Here is an 11,904-nt window from a genome sequence, read left to right as displayed (position 1 = left end):
TCCTTATAATTGTTTGAAGCTTTCGTATGCTGCTTGGAGAGTTTTGTCTATTATTTTTTCATTCATTGTAGCACAGATAAAGCCTGTTTCAAATTGAGAAGGTGCAAGATAGATTCCATTTTGCAACATATTTTGATGAAAACAAGAAAAAAGTTTAAGATCTGATTTGAGAGCATCTTGATAATTGCATACTGGTTTTTCTGTGAAAAAATATCCAAACATAGAACCAACAAAACAACTTTGAAAAGGGATACCTTTTTCAAAAGCTAAAGTGTAGAGTTCTTGAGTAAGTTTTTTTGCAAGTTCTGCAAGTTTTTTATATAAATTTTTTGTTTTTTTTGCCTTGCTAATGCTTACAATTCCAGCTGCCATAGCAAGAGGATTGCCACTAAGAGTTCCAGCCTGATACACTTCGCCTAAAGGACTTAACATATCCATAATTTTAGCTTTTGCTGCAAAGGCTGCAGCGGGCAATCCTCCCCCTATAACTTTACCAAAAGTAACTATATCAGCTTTTATATGATTTATCCCAAAAGATCCTAAGTACGAAGCTCGAAATCCACTCATTACTTCATCAAATATTAAAAGAGTACCGTGTTTTTTGCAGAGTTTTGCAAGTTTTGTTAAAAAATCCTGTTTTGCAGGTATAAGCCCCATATTTCCAGCAATAGGTTCGATAATAACGCAAGCTATTTCTTCCTTGTATTTTTGAAATAAGTTTTCAACGCTTTCAAAATCATTATATGTTGCAATGAGAGTTTGTTTTGCTGTCTCTTGTAAGACTCCTAATGAGCTTGGGGTATTAAAAGTCGTAGCCCCACTCCCAGCACTTACAAGTAAAGAATCAGAGTGTCCATGATAACATCCTTCAAATTTTACAATTTTTTCTCTTCTAGTAAATCCTCTGGCTAAGCGAATAGCACTCATAGTTGCTTCTGTGCCACTACTTACAAAACGAATTTTGTCAAGATGCGGAAAATCTTTTAAAATAAGTTCTGCAAGTTTTGTTTCAAGTAGAGTTGGTGCTCCAAAGCTTGCTCCTTTTTTTAAAGCATTATAGCAAGCTTTTTGTATATCTTTATCGCAGTGTCCAAAAAGCAAAGGTCCCCAGCTTTGCACATAATCTATATACTTTTTTCCTTCTATATCCACAAGGAAGGAACCTTTGCCATAATCCATAAATTTTGGTTTTCCTGAAACATTTGCAAAAGCTCTTACTGGAGAATTTACACCTCCTGCTATGAAGTTAATGGCTTGTTTAAAAGCTTTTTCATTGGTCATTTTTTCCCCTTATTAAATTGTTGAATATAATTATATAAAGCTAAAATCTCATTGTCTGTTAATGAGTAATTAGGCATAATAGTTTTAGAATCCTTATATTGAAGTAAAGAATTTTTAAATCTTTCAAAACCTACATTTTGTATGCTTGGAATAATATAAGGCGTTTTAACTCCTTGTTTTGTATAATATCCTAAGATTTGTTCACCACCGTCATTTCCGTGGCATTTTTTGCAACTAATACCTCTTGGATTTTCATAAAGCATTTTAGAATATTCTTTAAAGGTGATAAAATCAGCTCCAAAAAGTTGAATAAAAAAGAACAGCATAAGGAAGCTCAATTTCATTTTTTGCCTTGTTAATAAAGTTTCATTATCATACACTTTTTACTTTAAAAAAGCGATAAATTCTTATAAGGAAACGAATGACCTTACTTGATGGCAAAAATCTTAGTGCAAAAATAAAAAATACAATAAAAGAAAAAAATAAGCAATTAAAAACACAAGGCATTCAAACCTGCCTCGCAGTCATTTTGGTGGGTAATGATAGTGCGAGCAATTTTTATGTTAATGCAAAAGCAAAAGCCTGTGAAGAGTGTAATATAAAGTCTTTAGTATATAAACTTGATGAAAACACAACGCAAAAAGAACTCTTAGCTCTTATTAATACTTTAAACTACGATGATACAGTTCAAGGGATTTTAGTGCAACTCCCTTTACCGGCACACATTAATAAAAATCTCATACTTGAAAGTATCAACAGCTCTAAAGATGTTGATGGTTTTCATCCTATTAATGTAGGATATTTAAATTTAGGACTTGAAAGCGGTTTTTTGCCTTGTACCCCACTAGGAGTAATGAAACTTTTAAAAGCTTATAATATCCATTTAGAAGGTTTAAATGCTGTTGTTATAGGTGCTTCAAACATAGTAGGTCGTCCTATGGCAACTTTGCTTTTAAATGCTGGTGCAAGTGTGAGTGTGTGCCATAACAGAACAAAAGATTTACAACTCTATACTCAAAAAGCTGATATTATTATCGTTGCGACTGGTTGTGCAAAATTGCTCAAAGCTGATATGGTGAAAGAAGGTGTAATTGTTGTAGATGTTGGTATTAATAGGATTGATGATAAAATTGTTGGAGATGTAGATTTTGAAGAAGTCTCAAAAAAAGCAAGTTTCATTACTCCTGTTCCCGGTGGTGTAGGTCCTATGACTATTGCAGTGCTTTTAGAAAATACTCTAAAATCAGCCAAAAATAGAGTTTTATCTTTTTAGAGAGTGAAGTAGTATGAGTTTTCTTAAAAGAATATATCGTTTTTCTCAGTCTTGGACAGGTTCTCTTCTTTTCGTTTTTTTAATCATCTTCTTTTTTATGCAAGCTTTTACTATCCCTACAGGTTCTATGAAAAACACTTTACTTGTTGGTGATTTTTTGTTTGTAAAGAAATTTAGTTATGGTATTCCTATACCACATATTCCTATCGTTGAATTGCCTGTTTTGCCGGATTTTAATAACAATGGACACCTTATAAAGGCACAAGGTCCTCAAAGAGGAGATATAGTTGTTTTTAGAAATCCGCTTAATACAAAAGAACATTATGTTAAACGTTGCGTTGCTGTTGGAAATGATAAGGTAGTTTATGCAAATAAAACTTTATATGTAAGAATGAATGAAGGCGATGATTTTATGCAAGAGCATTATAAAAATGACTTGGTGCAACTTGGAGGTGAGCTCTATGTAAGGGAACCTTTTAAGCAAAAAGGTATTCATTATGATGAAAAACGAGATATAGAAAGCAATATTCTATTTTATTTAAGCAAAAATGACTTTGCTATGTCACCTATTTTTTTTAAAGAACTTGGTAATATAGGATTTAGCGGTGGCAATGCTTATATTTTTGAAGTTCCAGAAGATGAATATTTTATGGTTGGAGATAATCGGGATTATTCTTATGATAGCCGTTTTTGGGGCTCTGTACCTTATAGTTTAATTGTAGGTTCGCCTTGGTTTGTTTATTTTTCTGTAGATTCAAATATAAATGTCCGTTGGGAAAGAATAGGACGTTTTGTGGATACTTTAGAAAGTGATGAAAGATATATACACGAATACAGTGATGAGGATACATTAAGCTGATTTTTTGTTTGAAAAGGTTGATGAAAACCTTTTCAAGTTCAAATCAAAAATGGGGGGGGGTATTAAACTTTGGCAAATAAGGGTATTCTTTTGTGATCTTTGCAATAAAAATATCAATTTTAAAATGAATATCTTGTTCTTTGAGTTTTGCCATAAGTTTTATACTTTCATCTACATCTGTTTCATTAACTTTGTTATGCGGAGTAAATATTTTTTCTATAAAATGAAACATATAAGCATTTTTTTTCATATCTTGAGGAGCAAGATGTGGAGTTTTTAGATAATGAACACTTTGTATAATTACAGGTTGAGAATGCCAATATTTGAGTAGAAATTCTAAAAATTCAATATGATCTATGTCCAAAAATTTCTTTTCCACTTCTAATATATCTGAAAAATTTCTCTTTATTAATTCTTCATAAAATTCTTTATGTAAATTATTAAAAATAAGAATTTGAGAGAACATTATCAACCCTAATCTAAGCAACATTAGACAGGGTAAAAAAATATGATTTCTTTTATCTTCTTCAAGCAACCAAGACGAAAGAAAATGCAATTCTTTTGAACATTCTTGTAAAAAACTTTCTCCATCTAAACCATAAGGTGATAAATCACAAATACATTTAAAAGAACTTTGGCTTTTATTTCCTTTGCTATCACGAGGAAAAATATCAAATTTAAAATTATTGCTAATAAAATCTGCAACTAGAATATTTTTCACACTAATTGATCCTAAAAGAGAAAAAATTCTATCTAAATCAATATTATCTTGAAAATTATATAAAGAAGAATTAGCCATTTCAAGGACAATTTTCTTATCGTGTTCATTTTCTTGAACAATTTTTTTCATTGTATTGCTCGGCATATAGGTACCGTGCATTTCAAAATACCTATTAAATTCAACCACACTTTTTGGTAGCGGCGGAAGAGTTTTAATAGCTTCTAACACAAAATCTTTCATTACAAAGATACCTTTCTTAGAAATTTATCTTAAATTTTTAATTTGTTTAAAAAATGTAGAGGATTTTAATGAAAAGTTGAAAAATTTTCACTTAAAATTATTTTATAAAAGATTATAATTTCAATTTGATGTATAAAAATATTAAGTTTTTAAATATATTTAGAGTAAATATTTATTAATTAATAAATATTTTTAATTTTTTATTTAAGAACACGACTTTAGTGTTATTTGTTGAATGTAACTCAACTATAATATACGAAAATTATGCCAAAAAACACTACAAATATTTTTTCAAAATTATATTTAAAGAAACTTGATATAATCGATATTGTATCATTAGTCAAAATTTTAGGAAAATGAATGAAAAATACGGTTACAGAAGCATTTATTTATGAAAGTCAAGGACTAAAAAATGAGGCTTTGGAAATTTATAAAAGCATTTTAAAAGAGGATCCAAGCAATCAAAATGCCATTGATGCAGTGCGTCGTCTTAGCGGACTTCGGTCTAAACATAAAGATTTAAACATTCAAATGCTTGATTTTTTCATTACTATGAAAAATGAAGAAGAAATTAATGAATTTAAAAGGTGGTTGATAAAAATATGAATTTAGAAGATTTAGCAAAAAAAACTATTAGTGAAATCAATAACGAAATAGAGCAAAAGCAAGAGTTTCCTTTTGAAAAGCAAAAAGAACAGGACGATACAGAAGCAAATGATGGGGATTTAAACGAACAACAAATGATTAACAAACAAACAAACGAAGAAATTCAAAATCATATAGAAAGCAATAAGCTTGAGCAAAAAATCTATGAATTTCACATTGAAGGAAAAGAATCTCTCCAAAATGGCTGCAATCTTCTAGATATTCAAGATAATAAAAATGTTACTCTTAATGAAGATATTTTTTTAAAAAATCTTAGAGAGCGTATTTTAGTACTTTTTGAAGGTTTAAATACAATTAAAAAAGATGAACTCGAAACAAAACTTGAGATCACAATTAATTTTTTAGAGTTTCTTCTTGCTAATATCGAAGATAGACTTAAAAAATAATCCAAAAATTGTTTTTATAGCTAATTTATTAAAGCCTTATACTCAAAGAGCTTATTTAGTTGGTGGTAGTGTAAGGGATATTTTACTAGGTTTGAACATTTGTGATTATGATATAGAAATTTATGATATAGATCCTGATACTTTTAACCAGCTTATGAATAAAATTGGAGCCACAGGTGTTGGAAAAAGTTTTTTTGTATACAGATTGAAAGAATTTGATCTTGCCCTTGCAAGAAGTGAAAATAAAATAGGATATGGACATAAAGGTTTTGAGGTGCAAATTTGCACAGAAGAAAAAAGAGCTGCAAAAAGACGTGATTTTACAATCAATGCTCTAATGATCAATATCTTTACAAACGAATTTTTAGACTTTTATGGAGGGGTAAGAGATTTAGAAAGCAGAATTTTAAGACATATAGATAGTGAAAGTTTTCAACAGGATAGTCTTAGGGTTTTAAGAGCACTTAGTTTTGTTGCTCGTTTTAATCTTCATATAGATCCAAAGAGTTTGCAATTAATGAAAAGTATGGATATAAGCGATTTAAGCAAAGAAAGAATTAATTCAGAGCTCTATAAATTCTTTCAAGCCCAGTATCTGTCTTTAGGTTTTTTTTATTTGCAAAAATTGAATTTAGAAAAGCAAATTTTTTATTATGAAAATTCTCAAGTCAATGAGGAGTTTTATATTTTGCTTGAAAATGCTAGACAATTTATTAAAGACGAAGGATTGTTTTTATATCTTTATTTGAATTATTTTCATTTAGACAAAAAACTTTTTTTTGCAAATACAAGATTAAAAAAAGAATTGTTAAAAAAAACGCAACAGCCGTATTTTAAAGATTTTATCAGTGATGATGAACTAGCTTTTATAGCTCTTCATATGCCTTTAAAAAAATGGCTTGGCTTGTGGAATGCAGAACGAGTAGAAAAAGCTAAAAAAATAGGACTTTTTGAATGTAAATTTGAAAGTAAAATTACAGGAGAGCATATAAAAAAACAAGGTTTTTCTAGTAAGATGATAGGTTTAGAACTTGAAAATGCAAGAAAAAATGAACTCAAAGAATATCTAAAAAAGGTGAAAAATGATACTTAAAATTCATACTAAAGATGAAAAAGGTTTAATTTATAAAATTTCTGATGTGATTTTTCAATACCATATTAATATCCTTAAAAATGATGAATTTGTTGGCGAGGATTTTTTTTTCTTTCGAGCAATTTTAGATGGACAATTTGATAAAAACGCTTTCTTAAAGACTCTTAAAGAAAGATTAGGAAATGAAGCTTTTATAGAATTACACGAAAAGAGAAAAAAAGATATTGTTGTTTTTGCAACAAAAGAAAGTCATTGTTTAGGAGATTTGCTTATAAGACATTATAATGATGAACTTGGAGCTACTATTAAAGCAGTTATTTCAAATTATGATACCTTAAGGGCTTTAGTAGAAAAATTCGATATAGCTTACCATTGTATTCATACAGAAAACAGAATGAAAGAAGAGCAAGAAAGAGCCGTTTTAAAATGCCTTTCAAATTATAATTTTGATTATTTAGTTTTAGCAAAATATATGAGAATTTTATCACCTGATTTTGTACAACGTTTTGAAAATAAGATTATTAACATTCATCACTCTTTTCTTCCTGCATTTATAGGAGCTAACCCATATAAACAAGCTTTTGAAAGGGGAGTGAAAATCATAGGAGCAACAGCACATTTTGTTAATAATGAGCTTGATGAAGGACCTATTATTACACAAGCAGTTTTACCAGTAAGCCACGAAGATAGTTGGCAGGAAATGCAACAAGCCGGAAGAAGTATAGAAAGAAATGTATTGTCAAAAGCACTTGATTTAGTTTTTGAAGAGAAAATCTTTATTTATAAAAATAAAACTATAGTGTTTTGAAGTTTACAATTTATTAGCTTTGATAAGTCGGCTTAAATGTTGAGCGATTAGAGTTGCTTGTTCTTGATTAGAGCTTAGTTTTTGCATTTTTTTAGCAAATTCTTGTAATCTTGGATCCTTAAGTGTTTTCTGACTCAAATCGAAAGTTTTTATTTGTTGTTCTTTTTTTGGCTTTTTTTTCTTAAAAAACATTTTTCATCCTTAAAAAAATATCTGTTAAAAGATTAGCAAATTTAAAATTATTTTTACCCGAATAAAACACAAAATTTAGTTAAGTTTCATTTCATTACTATTAGGTTAAAATCGCAAAAACTTTGTAAAAGGAAAAGAATGGTTTTAATTGGAATTTTATGCCTTTATAGCGTGCTTTGTGCTTACATTTCTTTAAAGCAAATTTCTTTTTTGCAGAATGAAAAAGAAAAACAGGCTGAAATTTTACAAGAACAAGAATACAAGAAAGCCGCTGACATTGCCATAGAAAATGAAAAATTTAAACTTTTTTCAAATTTTTACACCCTTTGTATTAATATAGCTTGGATAAGTTTTGGTTTTGTCTTTTTAAAAGAAATATTTATCGATGAAAATTCTCGTTTTGAAAATACCTTATTCTTGCTCGCATTTGTGCTTATAGGAGCTGTTTTAAATGTACCATTAAGTTTTTATCAAACATTGATAAAAGACAAAGTTCAAGGATTTTCAAATACAAGTTTGACTCTTTTTCTAAAAGATATGTTAAAAACTCTAGCTTTAACCGTAATTTTTGGTTTTTGTATTATCTATGTTTTACTTCTTTGCTATGATTTTTCTGGTTCTTTTTGGTGGATAGTGGCTTCTGTCTTTGCTTTTTGTGTTATTTTGATTGCAAACCTTATTTACCCGACACTTATAGCCCCGCTTTTTAATAAAATGCAAAAACTTGATGATGAAAATTTGCTTGAAAAAATAAGCAACTTAATGCAACAATGCGGTTTTAATACAAATGGAGTTTATGTCATTGATGCCAGCAAGAGAGATAAACGTTTAAATGCTTATTTTGGAGGACTTTTTAAAAATAAAAGAGTGGTGCTTTTTGATACGCTTATCAAGGCTTTGAATGAGAAAGAATTGCTTGCTGTTTTAGGACACGAGCTTGGACATTTTGTGCATAAAGATATTATAAAAGCTTTATTTAATGGAGCGTTGATGGTTTTTCTTTTATTTTTTATTTTTGCTTTTTTGCCAGATTTTATTTATCAAGAAAGTTCTTTAGAGGATGTAAAAGCGGGAGTCTTTGCACTTTTACTTCTTTTTGGAAATATTTTTACTTTTTGTTTCTCTCCTTTTCTTAATGCTTTAAGCCGAAAAAATGAATTCAATGCTGACCAACATGGTGCAAAGGTTACAAGTAAAGAAGATATGAAAAATGCCCTCATCGCTCTTGCTAGAGAAAATAAAGCTTTTATAAAAACAAGTAAAATATATACTTTCTTTTATCTTTCACATCCAAGTATTTATGAAAGACTGAAAGCTTTAACTTGACTATTAAACAGGTTGTAAAATCGGCTCAACAAAGATTAAAAGGCTATGAAAATGAAGCTATTTTTTTGCTTTGTGAATACTTGCAAAAAAATAGAACCTGGCTTTTTCTTAATGAAGATTTAGACATTGATGAAAAACCTTATTTTCAACTTGTAAATCGTTTTAAAAACGGTGAACCATTTGAATATATTTTTGAAAAAGCCACTTTTTGGGGTTTAGAATTTTTTATAAAAAAAAGGGTTTTAATTCCTCGTTATGATAGTGAAATCCTACTCTCCAAAATAATAAAACTTTATGAAAAATATCCTTGTAAAAAGATTTTGGAGATAGGCTTTGGAAGTGGGATTTTAAGTATTATTTTTGCTAAAATTTTTAATTGCAAGATTACAGCGTGTGATATTAATCCTACTGCTTTAGAGGTTGCGAAAATGAATGCAAAATTGCATAAAGTAGAACATTTGATAGAGTTTAAGCTGTGTAATTTTGAACTTATACAGGAAGACTTTGAACTCATTTTTTCCAATCCGCCTTATATAAAAAATGACTATAAACTTGATATTTGGGTGCAAAATGAACCACAAGATTCTCTTTTTGGAGGCGAACTTGGGTATGAAATTTTAGAAAAAATCATACTTTTTGCTAGAAATAAAAATGTTAGATTTCTAGCTTGCGAATTTGGTTATGATCAAAAAGAAATTGTACATAAAATTTTATGTACAAATAATTTTAAATCTCATTTTTTTAAAGATGAAAGGAATTTTGATAGAGTTTTTGTGGCAATCGCAAAGAATGAAATTTTTAATGAAAAAATTTTTTAAGGAGAAAAAACAATGAAAGCTATTAATTTATTTTTACTTGCTGCTATGATAGGTGTGGAGCTTATCTTAGGGATTGTTGTTGCACCTGTTATTTTTTATCCACAAGATCTAATCGGTGAGGGTGTTTTAAGTCGTTTTCAAAGTGGTTTGATGATGAGTAAAATATTTACTCAAATGAGTTTTGTTCTTGTGGTTGTGTCGGTATTACATTTTCTTTTTGAATTGTATTCATTTTTTAAAAATACTCACAAATTTCAACTTCGATTTTCGACTTTAATGCTTTCAATTCTTATTTTGCTCTTAAGCTTGGTTTTTACTTTTTATTTTATTCCAACTATACTTTCTTTACAAAGCTTAGGCGAAAATATGGTTGCAAGCAGTGAATTTCAATCTATTCATTCGGCAAGTGAAGTGGTAATAAAAATACTCGCTATGCTTCAGGTGTTTTTGTATTTTTTAAGCTTTAAATACTATAATAATTCAAAATAATATTAAGCAAGGATTAGTGATGAAGATTAATGAAGCAAATATGATGCAGCAAAATTATTATCTTAACAATGCTCAAAAGGCAAGTGATAAAGCTTTAGGAAATATCGCAGCGACAAGAGCTATTAGCGGTATTGATAGTGCCGATTTAGGAATTGCAGATTCTTTGAGAATGCAGTCAAGCACAATAGATCAAGGAATAGCTAATGCCTATGATGCAATCGGTGTTTTACAGATAGCAGACTCTGCTTTAGCGGGTATTTCTGAAAGTGCTGATAAATTGAATCAACTTTCTGTAAAATTAAACAATGCTGCTTTAAGTGATGCTCAAAAAGATATGCTAAGAACTGAAGCTGAACGACTTCAAACATCTATTGAAGATTCTTTTAATAATACAAATTACAATGGTAAAAATGTATTTCAAACTATGGATTTTGTTGTAGGTAGTGGAATGGAGACTTCAAATTTAAACGCTCTTTCTGCAAACAGCTTAAGTATTGACAATCAAGATAGCATTACAAGTTTTATGGATCAGCTTTCTTCTCTTAGATCTGAAATAGGCTCTGGCATAAATGCTATTACTTCAAATATTAACGCTAGTGTACAAAATAGTATTAACACAAAAGCTGCTGAGAATAATTTACTTAATAATGATATTGCTCAAAATATTAATGATTTTAATGCGAATTATCTCAAACAAAATGCTAATGCTTTTATTGCAGCGCAGTCCAATATGGCTTTGCAAAATAACATAGCAGCTTTACTTCAATAAAATATCTAAAAAACCTAAATTTTTTAAAAGGTTTTTTAATTTTTATAACTTTTTAATAAAATACTTCCTAAACGTACCATATTTGAACCGCATTTTATAGCTAATTCGAAATCATTACTCATACCCATAGAGCAAATTCTTGCTCCATATTTTTGAAACTTTTGAAAGAATAAAAAGGTTGTTTCAAAACTTTTTGCAATTTCACTTTCTTTATCACTATGAGAGCCTATGCTCATTACTCCGCAAAGATTGAGTTTGGGGCATTCTTCTTTAATTTGTAAGTATTCATCTTCTGCACGAGAACTTTCAATACCACTTTTTGTTTTTTCATTCGCTGTATTGATTTCAAGAAGGGTATCAAGGGTGTAATTGAGTCTCTCATTGACTGCTTTAGCTATTTTTAAACTATTACAAGAATGCCATAAAACGGGTTTTTGTTTAAGTAAAAGATTAATTTTATTTCTTTGTAAAGTACCTATAAAATGCCATTGTATTTTTTCATTTTGTATCATTTCTTTTTTATTGGCTAAAGCCTGAACTTGATTTTCTCCAAAATCTGTAATGCCTTGGAGGTACAATTCTTTTATAATATCTAAATCAATGTGCTTGCTTGCAGCAACTAAACGAACATTTTTTGTTTTATCCAGAATTTGTTCTAATGTCATTTTTACTTCCTGTTACTCATTTTGATAAAGATCTTACTATTGATGATTGTAATGTAACTATCCCATCCTCATACCTGAATTTTAGAATTTTTACTTGAAAATGAAATTAAAAATAGTCAAGATTTTTCTAAAAAATCGAAGTGATACTTTTGATGAAGATGAACATTGTAATTTTCCAAGAATTCTTTACCTTAAATTATGATTTAAGCTTTAAAATTATGTTAAAATCGCCTATTCTTAAAAAATAAGGAAAAAATATATTGAAAAGTTACTTAGTATTGTAATTTAGAGTGTTCTAAATTGAGAGATTCTAAAGCA

Annotated in this window: 15 protein-coding genes; 10 read left to right on the top strand and 5 right to left on the bottom strand. The window is 29.0% G+C overall.

Translation table 11 applies throughout. The annotated features are described in order from the left end of the window. Positions 1-3: 3 nt before the first annotated feature. Positions 4-1,281, bottom strand: a complete 1,278-nt coding sequence (hemL, locus tag OQH62_RS02545; protein WP_266013388.1) for a glutamate-1-semialdehyde 2,1-aminomutase — start codon at positions 1,279-1,281, stop codon at positions 4-6. Then, on the bottom strand, positions 1,278-1,625 hold the full coding sequence (locus OQH62_RS02540; protein ID WP_266013384.1) for a c-type cytochrome: 348 nt from the start codon (positions 1,623-1,625) through the stop codon (positions 1,278-1,280). Before OQH62_RS02540 ends, hemL begins: the two co-directional genes overlap by 4 nt. A 77-nt stretch (positions 1,626-1,702) precedes the next feature. Here OQH62_RS02540 and folD point away from each other — a divergent pair, with 77 nt between their 5' ends. Continuing rightward, the gene (gene folD, locus OQH62_RS02535; protein ID WP_266013381.1) at positions 1,703-2,554 is read left to right on the top strand and encodes a bifunctional methylenetetrahydrofolate dehydrogenase/methenyltetrahydrofolate cyclohydrolase FolD; all 852 of its coding nucleotides are present in this window, start codon (positions 1,703-1,705) and stop codon (positions 2,552-2,554) included. Between the two features lie 13 nt (positions 2,555-2,567). Next, entirely contained in the window at positions 2,568-3,413 is an 846-nt protein-coding gene (gene lepB / locus OQH62_RS02530) for a signal peptidase I (RefSeq protein WP_266013378.1), read from the top strand. Between the two features lie 43 nt (positions 3,414-3,456). Here the strand turns inward: lepB and OQH62_RS02525 are convergent, their stop codons facing one another. Further along, positions 3,457-4,374: an HDOD domain-containing protein gene (locus OQH62_RS02525; RefSeq protein ID WP_266013375.1), complete on the bottom strand. Its 918-nt coding sequence runs from the start codon at positions 4,372-4,374 to the stop codon at positions 3,457-3,459. A gap of 360 nt (positions 4,375-4,734) precedes the next feature. Between OQH62_RS02525 and OQH62_RS02520 the strand changes: the two genes are divergently transcribed. Genes OQH62_RS02520 through purU form a run of 4 tightly spaced genes read left to right on the top strand, consistent with a single transcriptional unit; the run spans position 4,735 to position 7,327 of the window. Beyond that, positions 4,735-4,980 carry a tetratricopeptide repeat protein gene (locus OQH62_RS02520; protein ID WP_266013372.1) on the top strand — a complete coding sequence of 82 codons (246 nt, stop codon included), beginning with the start codon at positions 4,735-4,737 and terminating at the stop codon, positions 4,978-4,980. After that, positions 4,977-5,426 (top strand): CiaD-like domain-containing protein, encoded by a 450-nt coding sequence (locus OQH62_RS02515; RefSeq protein ID WP_266013369.1) that lies wholly within the window; start codon positions 4,977-4,979, stop codon positions 5,424-5,426. The genes OQH62_RS02520 and OQH62_RS02515 overlap by 4 nt, the downstream gene beginning before the upstream one ends. After that, complete coding sequence (locus OQH62_RS02510) at positions 5,395-6,519, top strand: CCA tRNA nucleotidyltransferase (RefSeq protein WP_266013366.1); 1,125 nt, start codon at positions 5,395-5,397, stop codon at positions 6,517-6,519. The genes OQH62_RS02515 and OQH62_RS02510 overlap by 32 nt, the downstream gene beginning before the upstream one ends. Then, complete coding sequence (gene purU / locus OQH62_RS02505; RefSeq protein WP_266013363.1) at positions 6,509-7,327, top strand: formyltetrahydrofolate deformylase; 819 nt, start codon at positions 6,509-6,511, stop codon at positions 7,325-7,327. Before OQH62_RS02510 ends, purU begins: the two co-directional genes overlap by 11 nt. 3 nt (positions 7,328-7,330) lie before the next feature. Here the strand turns inward: purU and OQH62_RS02500 are convergent, their stop codons facing one another. Continuing rightward, the gene (locus OQH62_RS02500; protein ID WP_266013360.1) at positions 7,331-7,519 is read right to left on the bottom strand and encodes a hypothetical protein; all 189 of its coding nucleotides are present in this window, start codon (positions 7,517-7,519) and stop codon (positions 7,331-7,333) included. A gap of 138 nt (positions 7,520-7,657) precedes the next feature. Between OQH62_RS02500 and OQH62_RS02495 the strand changes: the two genes are divergently transcribed. Genes OQH62_RS02495 through OQH62_RS02480 form a run of 4 tightly spaced genes read left to right on the top strand, consistent with a single transcriptional unit; the run spans position 7,658 to position 10,921 of the window. Then, positions 7,658-8,845 (top strand): M48 family metallopeptidase, encoded by a 1,188-nt coding sequence (locus OQH62_RS02495; RefSeq protein WP_266013357.1) that lies wholly within the window; start codon positions 7,658-7,660, stop codon positions 8,843-8,845. Continuing rightward, positions 8,842-9,663, top strand: a complete 822-nt coding sequence (locus OQH62_RS02490; protein WP_266013355.1) for a HemK/PrmC family methyltransferase — start codon at positions 8,842-8,844, stop codon at positions 9,661-9,663. The genes OQH62_RS02495 and OQH62_RS02490 overlap by 4 nt, the downstream gene beginning before the upstream one ends. Positions 9,664-9,675: 12 nt before the next feature. After that, complete coding sequence (locus tag OQH62_RS02485) at positions 9,676-10,152, top strand: DUF4149 domain-containing protein (RefSeq protein WP_266013352.1); 477 nt, start codon at positions 9,676-9,678, stop codon at positions 10,150-10,152. 19 nt (positions 10,153-10,171) lie between these two features. Then, the gene (locus tag OQH62_RS02480; protein ID WP_266013349.1) at positions 10,172-10,921 is read left to right on the top strand and encodes a flagellin; all 750 of its coding nucleotides are present in this window, start codon (positions 10,172-10,174) and stop codon (positions 10,919-10,921) included. Between the two features lie 35 nt (positions 10,922-10,956). Here OQH62_RS02480 and OQH62_RS02475 read toward each other — a convergent pair whose 3' ends face one another. Next, positions 10,957-11,586 (bottom strand): YggS family pyridoxal phosphate-dependent enzyme, encoded by a 630-nt coding sequence (locus tag OQH62_RS02475; protein ID WP_266013346.1) that lies wholly within the window; start codon positions 11,584-11,586, stop codon positions 10,957-10,959. Positions 11,587-11,904 lie beyond the last annotated feature (318 nt).

It is taken from the genome of Campylobacter sp. MIT 21-1684 (assembly GCF_026241315.1).
Classification (GTDB): domain Bacteria; phylum Campylobacterota; class Campylobacteria; order Campylobacterales; family Campylobacteraceae; genus Campylobacter_D.
This window is presented reverse-complemented; position numbering and strand designations above follow the sequence as displayed.

What these genes read in the sequence shown, in the direction of transcription:
- OQH62_RS02500 (WP_266013360.1), bottom strand. Translation starts at nt 7,519, where the DNA reads ATGTTTTTTAAGAAAAAAAAGCCAAAAAAAGAACAACAAATAAAAACT.
- lepB (WP_266013378.1), top strand. Translation starts at nt 2,568, where the DNA reads ATGAGTTTTCTTAAAAGAATATATCGTTTTTCTCAGTCTTGGACAGGT.
- purU (WP_266013363.1), top strand. Translation starts at nt 6,509, where the DNA reads ATGATACTTAAAATTCATACTAAAGATGAAAAAGGTTTAATTTATAAA.
- OQH62_RS02495 (WP_266013357.1), top strand. Translation starts at nt 7,658, where the DNA reads ATGGTTTTAATTGGAATTTTATGCCTTTATAGCGTGCTTTGTGCTTAC.
- OQH62_RS02520 (WP_266013372.1), top strand. Translation starts at nt 4,735, where the DNA reads ATGAAAAATACGGTTACAGAAGCATTTATTTATGAAAGTCAAGGACTA.
- hemL (WP_266013388.1), bottom strand. Translation starts at nt 1,281, where the DNA reads ATGACCAATGAAAAAGCTTTTAAACAAGCCATTAACTTCATAGCAGGA.
- OQH62_RS02525 (WP_266013375.1), bottom strand. Translation starts at nt 4,374, where the DNA reads ATGAAAGATTTTGTGTTAGAAGCTATTAAAACTCTTCCGCCGCTACCA.
- OQH62_RS02475 (WP_266013346.1), bottom strand. Translation starts at nt 11,586, where the DNA reads ATGACATTAGAACAAATTCTGGATAAAACAAAAAATGTTCGTTTAGTT.
- folD (WP_266013381.1), top strand. Translation starts at nt 1,703, where the DNA reads ATGACCTTACTTGATGGCAAAAATCTTAGTGCAAAAATAAAAAATACA.
- OQH62_RS02515 (WP_266013369.1), top strand. Translation starts at nt 4,977, where the DNA reads ATGAATTTAGAAGATTTAGCAAAAAAAACTATTAGTGAAATCAATAAC.
- OQH62_RS02540 (WP_266013384.1), bottom strand. Translation starts at nt 1,625, where the DNA reads ATGAAATTGAGCTTCCTTATGCTGTTCTTTTTTATTCAACTTTTTGGA.
- OQH62_RS02485 (WP_266013352.1), top strand. Translation starts at nt 9,676, where the DNA reads ATGAAAGCTATTAATTTATTTTTACTTGCTGCTATGATAGGTGTGGAG.
- OQH62_RS02480 (WP_266013349.1), top strand. Translation starts at nt 10,172, where the DNA reads ATGAAGATTAATGAAGCAAATATGATGCAGCAAAATTATTATCTTAAC.